Source organism: Bradyrhizobium sp. CCGB20 (genome assembly GCF_024199855.1).
In the GTDB taxonomy this organism is placed as follows: Bacteria; Pseudomonadota; Alphaproteobacteria; order Rhizobiales; family Xanthobacteraceae; genus Bradyrhizobium.
In genome coordinates, this window is sequence record NZ_JANADN010000001.1 from 2,497,405 (window position 1) to 2,511,133 (window position 13,729).

Below are 13,729 nucleotides of genomic sequence, written 5' to 3' on the forward strand. Positions count from 1 at the left end.
CCACCTGCATGCCAGGTCGGTTGCACATGGCCCACCGCATGTTCTTCAACGTGTCATTACGGTGAGAAGCGGGCAACGCGCATCAACTGCCGCAGTGGGGCAGCGCGTATCGACTTGATCCCTTCGCGCGAGGATCGGCAGTCGGGGTGAGGCGCCTGGTGTTGCTCAGGAAGCGCTTTGGCGGATATTGCCGTCGCCGGTCTGGTCTTGAGCTTCAGCTACGTCGCTATCCCGTTGCTCAACTTGCTTTTGCGCTAGGAGATGTGCGTGCCGCTTGCGGGTCGCCGCCAAGGCGCGTTGCATCGTTTCCTTGGCGTAGCCGCGATAAGCTTGTGCTGTTTTGTGTCCCGACAGCGCGCGGCCTTGACCATCCGTCAACTCGGCTTCTTCCAATTCAGTCATGCCGCCATGTCGGCATGCGTCGAGCGTGAACAGCTTGGACACGCCTTCGATCTTCTTGCGCATCTGCTGAACGACTTTTTCCATCCCGGGGTAAGACCAGACTTTCGCTGCTCCCTTGGATTCCCCGCGCTCGATCCGACGCATGATCATGGGAACGCCGATCTTGGGGAGATGGCCCAAGATGTCTTCTGCTTCGGCATAGAACTTGACGACTTCACCATCCTGCTTTTCTTCCAGAGGATGCCAGACCAGGGACTTGTTCTTGTGGTGCTCGATCCGCACCGCATGTGGCCAGTTCTTGCTGCGGTAATCTGGCCAGGTCAAAAACCCGGCCACGACATTCTCCGGCCGCTGCAGCCATTCAAAGCAGATGACCGCAACAGCGGCCGGCTCGGGCCGGCCATGCTCGATGCAACCCCACGCAAACCGGTAGACCTCTTCGCGCGAGACCGCATGCTTCTTGGTCTTGGTCCGGGATTTGAGAGTAAAATCATTCCAGGGATTCGGGTGCTTCTTATCGAACAGGTCCGGGTGCAGGCGGCCCATGATGCGCCAAACCTTGCGGCACAGCCCGACGACCTTTTCGCCTTGCCGCAGCCTAAGACCGTTCGGCCCGTTGATGATCCTGTCGTAGATCTTGTCAGCTGCTCTAGGCGTAACTTCCCGGATCTGTCGCTCGCCAATACGCCGGCCGCTCTTACCGACGGTATCGCAAATCATCTGCATAATGCGTTCGTAGTCTGGCCGCGATCGCGGCGAGACCTTCTCGGTATAGGCCTTCTCTGTTTTGTATTGCCGAAACAGCCAATCGAGCGTGCCATAGCGCGCGATCTTGCCTTGCTCGACCGGATCACCCTTGCGACGATCGTTCCATTCATCGAACAGCGCGTTGAGTGTCGCGGCGCGGCCTCCTTTGCCGTCGTCACCGCACGCCACATCATAGCTTGTGCCCAATGGCTCGTTGGCCATCTCGCATCCAAGTTTGCGGTAATGCGTGGGAATGCGGAAGTAGAATCCAAGTGGACTGCGGGCAAGTCGGCGCACTTCCACGAACCGCGGCAGAGGGCGCTCCAGCGCTACAAATCCTCGGCGAGGTCGCCCGGCGCCAGGTCCGGGGCAATAGCTCGGTCTAGATCGTCTCTCAACCACAGTTGACGTCGTCCTTCTTTTACACGTGGCTGAGGATACTCCGAACCAACCCGTTTTAGAAAGGATTCTGTGGTCGGCTCACCACAATAACCAGCTGCAATCGCGGCTGGCATGCGACGCGGCCAAGCACCAACTGGAATGATGGCAGAGCGCCGCATTGCCGAACCAAAACGCTGAGTTCAATGAAGCTGGATGAGCAGCGCCGGGAATGACGATGGCGGAGCTGTTTGATCCCAATCAAACATGGGTGCACGAGTTGCTCAACTGCAAGCAAAGCAAGGTTGCTGCATTGTGCGCCCAAGTCACGCCGCTTGTGTGGCCCTTCGTCCGAGTAGCTGGCGCTAGGTCATGCGGATCATAATCGTGTTATCCGCCGCTGCCACGCGGTTTCGACCCCTTGTGCCTTCAATAAAAGGCATTCTGCGGCTGGAGCAGGCTGGATCTTCAGTGATAGCTGTTGATCGGCGGTAGCGCGTTCGCATGCGAACCGGGGTCTCGTGGACCGAGCCGCGTTGCGTCTCGGCCGTTCGGCTTCGATCCCTCGCGGAAGCAAGCAGCAGATATATAATGTGTCGCTCGCCGGAGGCACTCGCACGAAGGGCTGCCGCTTCGCGGCACCGTTATCACTGCCCATCGCGCGGGTGCCTTTTTGAACCGGTCTCGCGACTGCACTCGGTCCCGGGTCCCGCCGCGTTCCGCGTCGGCGCTATGCTGACCCTCTTGCGGGTGCCTCTTTTGATTTGCTCACTCTTGCTTTCGTTTTCGATCTTTTGTTCTCACTTATGCTGACCTGCTCACCATTCTCTTGATTGAGATCTCAGGGGCGTTGCCCCTCGCGCGCGCCAGGGTGAAGCGCCGGCTTTGCCGGCGCCGCCCCGAGCGGTCTCCCCAGTCTTCCGCGCTTGTTTCAACCAGCCTCCTTCGGACTTCAGGCAATCGCTTGTGCAGACCCGCTCGCGCGAGCGGCCCTTCCGGGCGGGAGATACCCCTCCGCTCGGGTCGCCCTGGCACTTGCTACCCCCAGTCTCGCCGACGGGCAGGGTGCAGGCGCGTGGTGCGCCTTGCACCCATGGAAGCAAAAGGAAGAATGATCATGTCGGCCAAGTCAGTTGAAATCATTCCCGTGAGCGGGAGGGAGACGTTTATCCCGCTCAACAAGCCCAAAAAAGTCTCCCAACAATGCGCGCAAGACTGCGCATAGCGAGGCGGCGATTGAGGGTTATGCGGCGAGCATCGCCGCGAAAGGCATCCTGCAAAATCTGGTGGTCGAGCCCGAACTGGACGGTGAGGGCGTGGCTACGGGGTTCTATTTGGTGACCATCGGCGAGGGCAGGCGGCTTGCCCAGCTGCTGCGGGTGAAGCGGAAGGAGATCAAGAAGACTGAGCCTATCCGTTGCATCATCGACACCGCAAACGATCCACACGAAATTAGCCTGGACGAGAATGTCACCCGGGAAAACATGCATCCTGCTGACCAGTTCGAGGCGTTCAGGAGGCTCGCGGAGGAGCGCGGCCTTGGTGCGGAGGAGATCGCCGCTCGCTTTGGCGTGACGGCTCACGTGGTGCGGCAACGGCTGCGATTGGGATCAGTTTCGCCACGGTTGGTTCAGCTCTATAGGGATGGCAATCTGGCTCTTGATCAGTTGATGGCGTTTGCCATCACAGGCGACGTGGTTCGGCAGGAAAGTGTCTACGAGCGTCTTTCCTATGACCGTGAGCCGAGCACGATCCGCCGTCTCCTCACCGAAACCCATATCGCCGCGACCGATCGCCGAGTGCGGTTTGTCGGGCTTGAAGCTTATATCGAGGCAGGCGGTACGGTTCTGCGCGACCTCTTCACCGAGGATCGTGGCGGCTATCTAGAGGACGTGGCGCTGCTTGATTTGCTGGTGACGGCACGGCTTGGCCGAGAGGCGGACACTCTTCGAGCGGCCGAGGGATGGAAGTGGACTGAGCCCCATCTCGACTTCCCACATGCCCACGGGATGAAGCGCGCTTACCCGCATCCGGTCGAGCTTTCGGCGGAAGATCAGACCGCTCTTCAAGCGCTTCAAACTGAGTTCTGATTGGCTGACGGAAGAGCATCAAACGGCCGAGGAATTGCCTGATGAGGTGGATGCACGGCTCGGTGAACTGGAGAGCCAAATCGAGCAACTCGAAGCGAAAAGGCAGGCCTACGATCCCGGCGATGTCGCGCGCGGCGGCGCGTTCGTGACGCTCAATCATGACGGTACCATCAGGATCGAACGCGGTCTCATCCGCCGCGAAGACGAGAAGCCCCAGTCCGAAACTGGGCTGGACGGCGAGGCTCAGGCACAGGATGAGGAGCGCGATGGGGACGACCAAGCCACGCGTGATGGTGAAGGAGAAGAGGCGGAAAGCGAAGAGGACGAAGAAGAACAGAAGCTGTCCGACACACTCGTTCGTGACCTCACCGCGCATCGTACCTTGGGGCTGCGTCAATCTTGGAGAGCAGCCGGACGTTGCCATCGTGGCAGTTACGCATGCGCTCGCAGCACAAATCTTTTATGTTGGGGCCAATGCCCATGTGGTTGGCATCCAACCAGTCAAGACGGATTTGGCCACGCATGCGGTCGGGATCGAGGACACTCCGGCCGGCAAAGCGTGGTCGGATCGCCACGCCAATTGGGCGCGGCAAATGCCCCGAGACGTCGCCAGACTGTGGGAATTCGTGGCCGAACTCGACCACGACAGCCGCATGGCGCTGTTTGCACATTGCGCGGCATTGACGGTCAATGCGGTCAAATTGCCATTTGACCTGAGGCCCCGCGCGTTGGCGGTGGCTGGCCGTTTGGCCGGAGCCGTCGACCTCGACATGACCGGATACTGGCGGCTGACGGTGCAATCCTATCTCGGCCGGGTCACCAAGGCGGGCATTCTGGAGGCTGTCCGCGAAGGCGTTAGTGAGGAGGCCGCCGGCCGCTTGTCGGGGATGAAAAAGGTCGAGATGGCGGCGGCCGCTGAGCAGTTGCTGGCGGCAACCGACTGGTTGCCGCCGTTGCTGCGCACGGCCAAGACGCAGGATCAGGCCGGTGCGCCAGACACGGTGCAAGGTCACGATTTCTCCTCGCAAGCGGCGGAGTAAGAGCAGAGCCGGGGGCGCGAGGACGCCCCCGGCTTCCTTCAAAATCCGGCCGCGCACCTTACGGCGCGCGGCCGGTTCAGTCGGAGCGAAACCGGCGATCACGCATGCTAGCCCGTCTCCAAATGCGGGCTACGATCGGTCCGATCTACGCCGTTGCAGCGGCCAGCGTGGCTGTGCCATGCCTCCCTTTTGGCAGCGGCCAGCGCTCAGGTTGGGGTTCTGATCGTGTCTGGACCTCGCGTATCCGACGCGCAATCGCGCGAATAATCCTGGCCGGCGCCGTCGTTTGCTGATGCGAAAATGCGATCTAGCTCGCTTGGTTTGTCCGGTGCATCGTGCTTTGATTGATGAGCGGACGTCGGCTTTTCTTTGATCGACCCGCCGTTTCCCATGCTGCACCGAGCGTTGGCAGCCATGGTCATCGCCGTCAGTCCAGGTCATGGGCGCGCGTCCAACGCAACTCGATTGGCTGATCAGGCCCGAGGGACGGCAAGAGCCTCGATCGCCTTCCCGCAACGGCTGACGCCTGCTTTTTTCCCCTGCCGCCGAGCGGCGGCATTCCTCGCGGAAGACAAAAAAGCAGGCTTTCGCCGTCCTCCGCTGCGCTGCGGGCCCAAGGGCTGCGGGCCGATCGCCCCCCGGGCCAAGGATCGCCATCGAGGCTGCGATGGGCGCGGCCCGAACAACAGACAGACGGAGATCACCATGGCGACCATCGGCACTTTCACCGCTTCGGACAACGGCTACACCGGCTCGATCAAGACGCTGACGCTGAACATCAAGGCCAAGTTCGCGGCCTCCGAGAAGGACAACGACAAGGCTCCCGACTTCAGGATTTTCGCAGGTGCAACCGAATTCGGTGCCGCCTGGAAGAAGACCGTTCGCGACAGCGACCGCGAATATCTCTCGGTCAAGCTTGACGATCCGAGCTTCCCGGCTCCGATCTACGCCTCGCTGGTGAAGATCGAAGGCGAAGAAGGTTTCAGCCTGATCTGGTCACGCCGCAGCGGCGACTGATCGCCGGGATCATCGGCCCCGCCTCCTCGGAGGCGGGGCCGTTTTGCGTTGCTTGCATCGCTTTAGAAGAAGGGCAGGAGGGGATTTCTTCCTCGAAAAAAAGGCACGCTGCCATGGATTTGTGGCGCAACTTGAAGCCGGTTTGAGGCGCCGAATGACGAATTCACGAGCTTCCGGGCGGGTCTTCTTTGAGCGATTGGCGAGCTCGATCGCCCTTTGCGCGGTCGACTGATCGCGCCGATGCCGACTTGAGATGCAAGACCAGCCCCACGGCTTGGATGCGAAACAGAGGAGCTTTCTCGGCGAGAAAATTGGCGCTGAAGCGCCGTTTGTGCGGGTGAATAGCGCTGTGCGGCAAGGCCTCCCTCCTTCCTCCAAGGGCGCGTTGCCCTGCTTATGGCGCTACGACCTATGGCGGCCGTCCCTCATCCGAAACCCTCGCACGCTCCTTTTTTCCCCGCCGGAAGTGCGGCTCCTCGCGGCCGCTTCGCTGCAAAAAAGGAACGGGCTCGGGTGCGCCGCTGCGCTTCGCCCCGAGGGTTCGGATGGGGGCCAACCGCCATGACGGTCTCGCCATCGCAGGGCATCGGCCCCTGCGGCAACGAAGGAGACAGACCATGACCGCGATCGGATTCGTCACCCGCACAATGGACGGCGGCTTCAGCGGCGAGCTCAAATTGCTGCCCATCTGCGCCCACATTGACATCGTGCCCAACCGCGATAAGTCGGGCGATATCACGCCGGACTTTCGCATCTTCGCCCACGGGGTCGAGGTCGGATCCGGTCGGATTTTGAGCGGCGAGAGCTTTGGAACGGACTACCTCAGCTTGTCGCTCGCAGCACCCGGCCTTGGGGGCCGTAAGCTCTGCACCAACCTTGGTCGAACCGTCGGCCTTAACGGTGACGGCGGCTACTTTCTCGTCTGGAATCCTGTCGACTAGGTCGAAACAAGGGCTCCCGCGTACCGCGCGGGAGCCCTTTCCTGTCTCCAGGGCAGCAGTTTTCTTGAGAAAAATTCGACGGCTTCGGCTCGAAGAACGCAGTCCGCCGACGTGAGAATTCTCGCCTGTTTGCAAGCGCTCAAAGGGTCCAACAGGCGATCTTCCGGGCTTAAATTCTCATGTTTCGGCTACGTATCGTCTCTCCAAAACGCTCGACGGGGCTTTCAAATCTTGCGGTTGGTTACGTCGTCTGGCGCCGGTGCCAGGACCTTGTTGTGAGCAGAGGGAGAAAACGCTGAGATTAAGCGCACAGACGACCAAGTAAGCGTCCGGCGGCTGCACATGGCGTATGGGCGATGCCTTCGGCTCGCGCTCTACTCGTCGCTTCGCTCCTCACCGAGCCACCCTCCGGGTGTCTCGGCCCTTCGGGTAACGATCGCTATCGCAAGCGTCGCAAACAGTGTGGGCTTCGCAAATCAACTGCCAAGTCGCGGCATGAATCGGCCACCAGCCCAGGTGTTTTTGCAGGCGCTATTGGTGGATCCTCCGCGATGATCCGCACTACTGTTCATCGCATATCTCCCTCTTTTACAGACAAAAAGATGGGAGATTTGTCTGCTGATCCGTAGATCAGCAGATACGAGTTCTTCAAACAGAAGAAGGTTGAGCGAGCAACAATGAGCAGAGGGAGTAGGGCAAGATAAAAGCACTGTCGCCGAAGAGCGGCTAAGTGGTTGTCTGCACATCCAAGATTTGGCGCTATTGGCGCCCTACGTATCGCCACAACATGCTCAAGTGGTGCAGTCTCTTCGTGAAATTCGTCTGCATGCTCCGTTTGGGTTTGTCGAGCGGAGAATTTCCGGAAGCTCGCCGACAGCGGTGCGGGCGAAACTCTCGTAATGAGCCTTTATGTCGATGGAGCCCGCCCCGCGACGGTCGCTTCCGTGGCACGTCCAACTGTTCGCAGAACCGTTTCGATCTGCGCTACCATTTGGCATCCATCGAAGCTTCTCGGAAGTAGGGTGCGCGCGAAAGGCCCGAAGGCCTCACTTCCGATAGGTTCTAAGCATCCAGACTGGCTCTCTTCTGCTCTCGGCTACATCCCCACATGGATTGACTATCAGCGGGAACTATTTATCAGCTCGGCGTGCCGCTGGCGATCGTTCGCAAAGGTCTGGTGCTGCTTGAAACACGCGAGCGGCATGGCCGATCTTGCAACCCGCGAACCACTCACCTCTCGCCATCGCTTTCGCGTTCGAAGACTTTCACGGCGGCGGGGATCATGTTGTTGCGCGAGCAAAATAAAGTTCGGCTTGACGACCGGCTGGGTGAGTATCTGGCAAATCTGACGCCGGAGGTCTCTGACGTCACCATTTCGCAACTGCATGCGGCCGGCCTGACCCGCGAGGGGCCCGAAACTGCTCACTGGCGCGGTCGCTGGTGGACATTGTGGGGTCCATTTGATCTGGTGCCCCGGCAAAGACAAGGTGTTAGTCGCGACGCCGGGCCAACTGTCCCCTTTTTGGGATGCGACCGAACTAACCCTGTCCGGGATCGACGAGGCGGTCGTTACCTCGGCGCAGGCATTCGGCGATCTCGGGGAGGCCTGCCGCCTCATCCGTAACTCGGCCGGCATCGTCCACGAGGTCAGGATCGGTGGCAAGAACCTGGTGACTGAAGACGCGATCAAGTCCGAAGTACAGCACCGGTACCAGCCGAGCTCACGCGAGGTTTAGACGGCGTTCTGTCATTGCGCGATAGGTTGAGGCCTCAAGAAGGTCGGGCTGAGTCAAAAACTTGATGCCCGATCTATGGCGGTTCTTACCAAGGCGATCGCGCATTCGAGGCGGCTGAATAGAAGTGCGAGGTCTTCCGGGGTTGCCTCTTCCATTCGCAGTGTTTCCGCACTCAATGTTTCTCTCATGAGGTCATCAATCGAAAAGACGGTCTCTGCTACGTAGCCAACTTCACCAAGAACATTCGGAATTGATAATCCTGGGACGATCTCGCCGCGTGGCGTAATGCGTACCGACGGCCCAGTTTTCGAGAGTAAGAGCTTCTCGACAGTCTCTGCCGGTAGATCGACGGCCGAAACGACCGCCCCGCCCAACCGATACCCAAACCGGTACACATCGGCGTGGGGCGAGGTCGCACCGGGTGCTTCAATAAACGGTTCTAGGTCGGACGCTTGAGGCTTCATAACGTCTTGATAGTTACGCGCTGTCTACATCGCAAAAAAGAGGCGATATGGACTATATTCCCTAGAGACTATATGCCTCATGGTGCCCGATCCTGCAATGCAGGATTGGTGCAGCATCGTAGGAGGAAATGTGCGACGACTGCGGCAATTGCGGCGCATGACGCAAGAGGAGCTCGCATTCGAGGCGCAAATAGATCTAACTTACGTCGGGGGCATTGAGCGGGGCCGTCGAAATCCCAGTTTGTTGGTCATGGCGAGAATCGCACGGGCGCTCTCCGTGCCCATCACTAAACTATTTGTGGAATCCTGAAATCGGCAAAGGCGACCGAGGCTGGAAATATCGCAGATTTGCGTCGTATGGGGAATGGCGGTAGCGCTCCCCTCCCGCTACCATGAAAATAAGGGGCTTTTCGCCCGAACTGCAGCGAGATTTGATTTCGTACCACGTTCCCCACGGATTTCAGCTTCCCTGCTGAAGGATTCAAATTTACGAATTGTAGGTATTTCAACTCGTTATGCGATGGGCAGTTCGCCCGGCTGGCGTGGCTCTCGGGTCATCTCCTTTGATGGTGCCTATTCGAGGACTCAACTGCGCCTCGTGGACACAGACGCGAGTGGTGGTACGAACCACCCCAATGTTGTGTCCCGGGGCCGGCGATCGCTCCGGGCTGTCGAGTTCAACAAGTGGCGGCCAATTGGTCGGCATCGGCATAACGCGCCTGCTCGTCCGCGCTTGGACGCGGAACGCATTTTGAGCGAGGGAGGCGTAGTGCCGGCGAGGCTATGGTTGCGGGTGAAGTCAAGAAAGACCGGCCATTCGGATTTCGGTGTGGACGGGTCTCGTCTCTTCGCTTTATCCGCAGCCGGAAGGCTCCTCGCGTCCGGAGCGGGCGGCTAATCGAATCCTTGGGTTTCCCCGGTCCCGTGAAGCCGGCTGCGTTGACTCTTTCCAGCCCTCGGGTCGGTTTGGGAGCATGCAGACGATCTCCCTGCCATACCGCTGCTCCACCGAGGACCGCGCCTTCTTGGACGACTGCCGCCGCGTCTATTCCGCGGTGGTGAGGACGGCGTACGCAAATGGGCATGACGTGGCAGACGAACGTGTAAAGCAGAAGCCGCTGCGGGACCTGGTCAAGTCAAGCTTCGCCGGCGGGATCCTTGACGCCTGGGCGCTTCACTGCGCCACGCCGGAGGGCATGGACCTGCGCAAGCGCATTCCGGACGGCCGCATGGTGTTCGGCGGCCGAGCGACGTTGGAGCGGCGCCGCAAGGATTTGATTAGGCGCGAGGACTGGCGTCGGGCGAGGCTGAGGCCGATGACCATTCGGGGCGACAAGAACTACGCGCGCAACCGCCATTTCCGGCTCAGCGCGGACGGGCGGACCTGCGTCTTCACTATGCTCCAGGGCGGCCGCGTCAAGGGCAAGTCCATGGTCCGGCGCAGTGTCACGCTCGATCTGCAGGAGTTGACCGGAAACGCTGGCGAGGTGCTGCGGCAAGCCGCCCAGTTGGCTGCGGCGCGGATCAACGTCACGTTCCGGATCGACGACGCAAGGCTCCACGTCACCGTCGATCCTGAGGACCTGCCCGAGCATCCGCAGCGGCGGCGACCGGCGCTCCGGATGGCGACGCGTGCCGTCGGGCTCGATCTGAACCCGGCCTGGGTCGGCATCGCCTCAGTCGAGAACAGCGGCGCCCCCGCGCGTCTCGACCAGACGAGGCCGCTGGACCGGGGCTGGTCGAGCTGGGATGTCGTACATCTCTGCTGTTCTGGTCGACGATAAAAATCATCGCTTGTTGACTGCAAGCGGTGACGGATATTTCCGCTCCTGGCCTCTCGATGCAATGCGCTGGATCGCAATGGCTTGCGAGAAGGCCAATCGAGGGTGGTTGCTCGACGAATGGCGTAAACTGTTGCCCGACGATACTTACGTTGCATCCTGCTCGGAGCCAACGGCGCATCCTAATTGGCTTGGCAAATACTAGGTCGCACACTCACATCAGAGCCGCCGCTTGACGCCCAGCATCTCGGCGAGAAAATCCTGGGCGAAATGCAGATTGTCGCTGCCCGCTAAATCCCTTGCTCGAAGAAGCCATCGGCAAAGTCGCGCTTCTACCGTATGAGCCGCCATGCAGGCGGCCGATTGGCTTGCCTGCGCATAGACCGTCTGCTCATGACGAAACAGCGTTGTCAGCAAGGATTGACTTTGAAGCACCGCGCTTCTGAGTTCGCTCACCTTGCACGTCAGCGCGGGTCCGGCGAGTTGGACTATGGCTCGATTGACGGGAATGTTCCCGCCAAGAGCGGCGAATGCGCCGACGACTCCGTCTTTACCGACCATCGCGGCTTCAATGATCTCTCCAGAAGAGAGACCCACCACAAGCGAGACGATCGACCCGTTCGGAAAGTAGATGTCCGTGACCTTACCCCCGGCCTCAAACAGAACCTTCTCATTGTCCAGATGGATGGGTTTCAGGTGCGCGCGGAGGGCAGCGGCGTCACTCTCGGAAAGAGAGTCCAATAGCAGATTGCCGGAATTGCGCATGTACAGGCGGGAGCGCAGAGAACTCTCAGTCAGCGGCGCCTAGGAGACTGCCGCTAATCCACCGACCCTAGGCCTTTGCTGGAAAATAGCGAGCTTTCTTTTCAACTATGTCGGGTGGTTAACCGACAGCCGCCGGAACCTTGAGTTTGAATGGGCTTCTGGAGGTGCTGGCATGGCCCATTATGATCCCGAAACCTTGATTATCCTCCGAAAGGTGCTTGATGAAGCTTGGGCCGTCCTGCCGGATGGACTCAGATCTCACACCGTCAAATCCGAAATGGCTCAGCGCATCCTAAAGCATGCGGCGGGCGGCGTCCGAGACCCAGTCAAACTTCGAGCGTGTGCCCTCGAAGCCGCTTAGAATTAGCCAGTGGTTAAGATTACTGTAGGGAGTCCGCCGTGGCCCAGACGAGAAAGCGTGTAAAACATCTGACCACCTTCGAAGAGCGGTTGGCGGAAGAAGCCCGACGTTTCAAAGAAGCAGCCGAAGAACAGCCCCCGGGTAGCAAAGCCCGCGAGTTGCTTCTGCGCCGGGCGCGTCAAGCCGAAACCGCATCCCATATGAACGATTGGCTGTCGTCGCCGGGTCTTGCAGCGCCCAAGTGATCACATGCTTCTAAAACGGGAACGAAGGGGCCGGGGAGCGGGAAGTGGACGGATTCCATGCCTATAGGGCCTGATGGGCACATCATCCAGCGCGTCGATCTAGCATTTGAAAAGCAAGAAGATGCGGAGAAGCACGCAAGGGCGCTCGTTGATGGGCACGACGTCGAGTTGTGGCAGCTGGACCGCAAGATAGCGACGTTCACTCGCAACCAGTAAGGCCGCCTCCTGGACGCACTTGCAGCAGCCTGGGCGCGCGCCTGATGCAGCCAAAGCTGCTCCGGGCTGTTAAGACTGCGATGTCTGCACCTGGCCCATCGCGACATAACTGCGCTGCCACGAACCTGTTCGCTATAGGAGCAAAGCGGGCGTCGTCACCGGTCATATGACGCCGCCAAGTTTATAGGTACACGGACTAGCAATCGAAACGGAATAGGCGCATTGTCACTGCATCACCGGCTTCGGCTTTGCCCGTAGGCGTCGGTGGCTGAGAGACTGTTAGCGCTCCCGCCTGCAAGGCAGAGGAGCGGCCGATGTCCGAGCCGACCAATAACGAACATATCGGTTTGCGTCGCCATCTTGCGTTTCACGAGGCGGAGCTGATCGCCCGGTCCCGAGAGCAAATCGAACGCAGCCCAGAGTTGCTACGCCAGCCGATGCCATCAACTTTCGTAGGCGAGCAGCGCCCTCCATCAGAACGCTAGTCGTTAGGTTGCCGGCTGTGTGCAACAAGTGCGATGCAATAGACCTGACAATCGCCCGGTATAGAAGGTTTAAAACCCTGGTATGCGATCAGCAGATGAATGAAGCCGCTGACCGCCTGCTCGAAAAGCTGACGGCGGATAAGTTGGCACTCCACCCCAAAGAGTAGGCCGCGTGGAGGGCTGGTCATGTTCACCGTCGCCGGATGCCGGGACATTGCAAAGAACTGCCGCCGCTTGGCGGAAGACCCCGGCCTGGCCCCACGGCGGGCTACCATCCTGCGAAACATCGCCCACAGCCTGAGCGGCTTAGCTCATCAGCTCGACCTGCTGGCCGACGATGAGGAAGCGCTTCGTCGCTCCGACCTAAAGAAGTAAGGCCGCCTCAGTTGGCGGCCTCCTAAGTTGAATTTCGAAGTCACTTAACATGGGATCAGGCGAGCTGGCCGGGAATGGGCTCCCGTCTCAAGGGAAATAGGAAGGCCGAGCCAGTGATCAACATTGTTGAGTGCCAAGAACATGCCGACCACTACAAGGAACTGTCCTGCGCGAACGGCATCTCCAAAGAACGCGCAGCTATCCTGAAGAACATCGCCCGATCTTTTGTGGGGTTGGCCGGCCAACTGGATAGACTGGCTTGCCTCGCGAGGGCCGAGCGGCGGTAAGTCTTTTTCGGCCAGCGACCGCCGCCTCAGTTGGCGGCCCCTTTCGCGCCTATGATCGCAAGGCGTTGGTTGCCCCGTTCAAAATCAGGCCGAACATCGGCGCCGCGGCTACCGCAGCCCTCGCAAACGAACCGCGGCTCGAGATCAGACAGCCTGACGCTGTCGTGCCAGCAGTCAGCGGTCAGGGCGATGTGATGGCCACAGTGGCAATAGACCAGGACGCCGCGCAGACCCATCTCGCGCATTTCGCAGAAGGTAACCTTGAGCGGTCGGCCGTCTGGGTGCGTAGGCGTGTGGCGTCGAGCAGGGTTGGGCATGCTGCCATCGAAACCCCGCGCAAGGCAGAGTCAAATTATCGATTCCTAGCGGCGGGATAGAGCGCGAACTACTGCCGGTGGT

The 13,729-nt window shown here is 59.9% G+C and carries 12 protein-coding genes and 2 pseudogenes; 11 read left to right on the forward strand and 3 right to left on the reverse strand.

Annotated features, from left to right (window positions below):
• Nucleotides 1-165 precede the first annotated feature (165 nt).
• Nucleotides 166-1,371, reverse strand: a complete 1,206-nt coding sequence (locus NLM15_RS11460) for a hypothetical protein (RefSeq protein ID WP_254117060.1) — start codon at nucleotides 1,369-1,371, stop codon at nucleotides 166-168.
• Between the two features lie 1,273 nt (nucleotides 1,372-2,644).
• Between NLM15_RS11460 and NLM15_RS11465 the strand changes: the two are divergent.
• From NLM15_RS11465 to NLM15_RS11480, 5 genes and pseudogenes are all read left to right on the forward strand, one after another.
• Nucleotides 2,645-4,657, forward strand: a pseudogene (locus tag NLM15_RS11465) (ParB/RepB/Spo0J family partition protein).
• 705 nt (nucleotides 4,658-5,362) lie between these two features.
• On the forward strand, nucleotides 5,363-5,674 hold the full coding sequence (locus tag NLM15_RS11470; RefSeq protein WP_254124209.1) for a DUF736 domain-containing protein: 312 nt from the start codon (nucleotides 5,363-5,365) through the stop codon (nucleotides 5,672-5,674).
• A 617-nt stretch (nucleotides 5,675-6,291) separates the two neighbouring features.
• Nucleotides 6,292-6,615, forward strand: a complete 324-nt coding sequence (locus NLM15_RS11475) for a DUF736 family protein (RefSeq protein ID WP_254117061.1) — start codon at nucleotides 6,292-6,294, stop codon at nucleotides 6,613-6,615.
• A 1,177-nt stretch (nucleotides 6,616-7,792) separates the two neighbouring features.
• A pseudogene (locus NLM15_RS44015) lies at nucleotides 7,793-7,999 on the forward strand (serine hydrolase); the annotation flags it as partial.
• Between the two features lie 103 nt (nucleotides 8,000-8,102).
• Complete coding sequence (locus tag NLM15_RS11480; RefSeq protein WP_254117062.1) at nucleotides 8,103-8,351, forward strand: hypothetical protein; 249 nt, start codon at nucleotides 8,103-8,105, stop codon at nucleotides 8,349-8,351.
• Nucleotides 8,352-8,404: 53 nt separating this feature from the next.
• Here NLM15_RS11480 and NLM15_RS11485 read toward each other — a convergent pair whose 3' ends face one another.
• On the reverse strand, nucleotides 8,405-8,815 hold the full coding sequence (locus NLM15_RS11485) for a hypothetical protein (RefSeq protein WP_254117063.1): 411 nt from the start codon (nucleotides 8,813-8,815) through the stop codon (nucleotides 8,405-8,407).
• A gap of 97 nt (nucleotides 8,816-8,912) precedes the next feature.
• Between NLM15_RS11485 and NLM15_RS11490 the strand changes: the two genes are divergently transcribed.
• Both NLM15_RS11490 and NLM15_RS11495 read left to right on the forward strand, forming a co-directional pair.
• A complete protein-coding gene (locus NLM15_RS11490; RefSeq protein ID WP_256565666.1) occupies nucleotides 8,913-9,125 on the forward strand; it encodes a helix-turn-helix domain-containing protein in 213 nt (70 codons plus the stop codon).
• A 664-nt stretch (nucleotides 9,126-9,789) separates the two neighbouring features.
• The gene (locus tag NLM15_RS11495) at nucleotides 9,790-10,599 is read left to right on the forward strand and encodes a hypothetical protein (protein WP_254117064.1); all 810 of its coding nucleotides are present in this window, start codon (nucleotides 9,790-9,792) and stop codon (nucleotides 10,597-10,599) included.
• A gap of 216 nt (nucleotides 10,600-10,815) precedes the next feature.
• Here NLM15_RS11495 and NLM15_RS11500 read toward each other — a convergent pair whose 3' ends face one another.
• Nucleotides 10,816-11,361, reverse strand: coding sequence for a Crp/Fnr family transcriptional regulator (locus NLM15_RS11500; protein ID WP_254117065.1), 546 nt, complete (start codon nucleotides 11,359-11,361; stop codon nucleotides 10,816-10,818).
• Between the two features lie 399 nt (nucleotides 11,362-11,760).
• On the opposite strand from NLM15_RS11500, the gene NLM15_RS11505 reads away from it, so the two are divergent.
• The 4 genes from NLM15_RS11505 (at nucleotide 11,761) to NLM15_RS11520 (ending at nucleotide 13,330) form a co-directional block, all read left to right on the forward strand.
• Nucleotides 11,761-11,967, forward strand: coding sequence for a hypothetical protein (locus tag NLM15_RS11505; protein WP_254117066.1), 207 nt, complete (start codon nucleotides 11,761-11,763; stop codon nucleotides 11,965-11,967).
• Between the two features lie 530 nt (nucleotides 11,968-12,497).
• Nucleotides 12,498-12,668 carry a hypothetical protein gene (locus NLM15_RS11510; RefSeq protein WP_254117067.1) on the forward strand — a complete coding sequence of 57 codons (171 nt, stop codon included), beginning with the start codon at nucleotides 12,498-12,500 and terminating at the stop codon, nucleotides 12,666-12,668.
• Nucleotides 12,669-12,854: 186 nt separating this feature from the next.
• Entirely contained in the window at nucleotides 12,855-13,043 is a 189-nt protein-coding gene (locus NLM15_RS11515; protein ID WP_254117068.1) for a hypothetical protein, read from the forward strand.
• Between the two features lie 113 nt (nucleotides 13,044-13,156).
• Nucleotides 13,157-13,330 (forward strand): hypothetical protein, encoded by a 174-nt coding sequence (locus NLM15_RS11520; protein ID WP_254117069.1) that lies wholly within the window; start codon nucleotides 13,157-13,159, stop codon nucleotides 13,328-13,330.
• Nucleotides 13,331-13,729 lie beyond the last annotated feature (399 nt).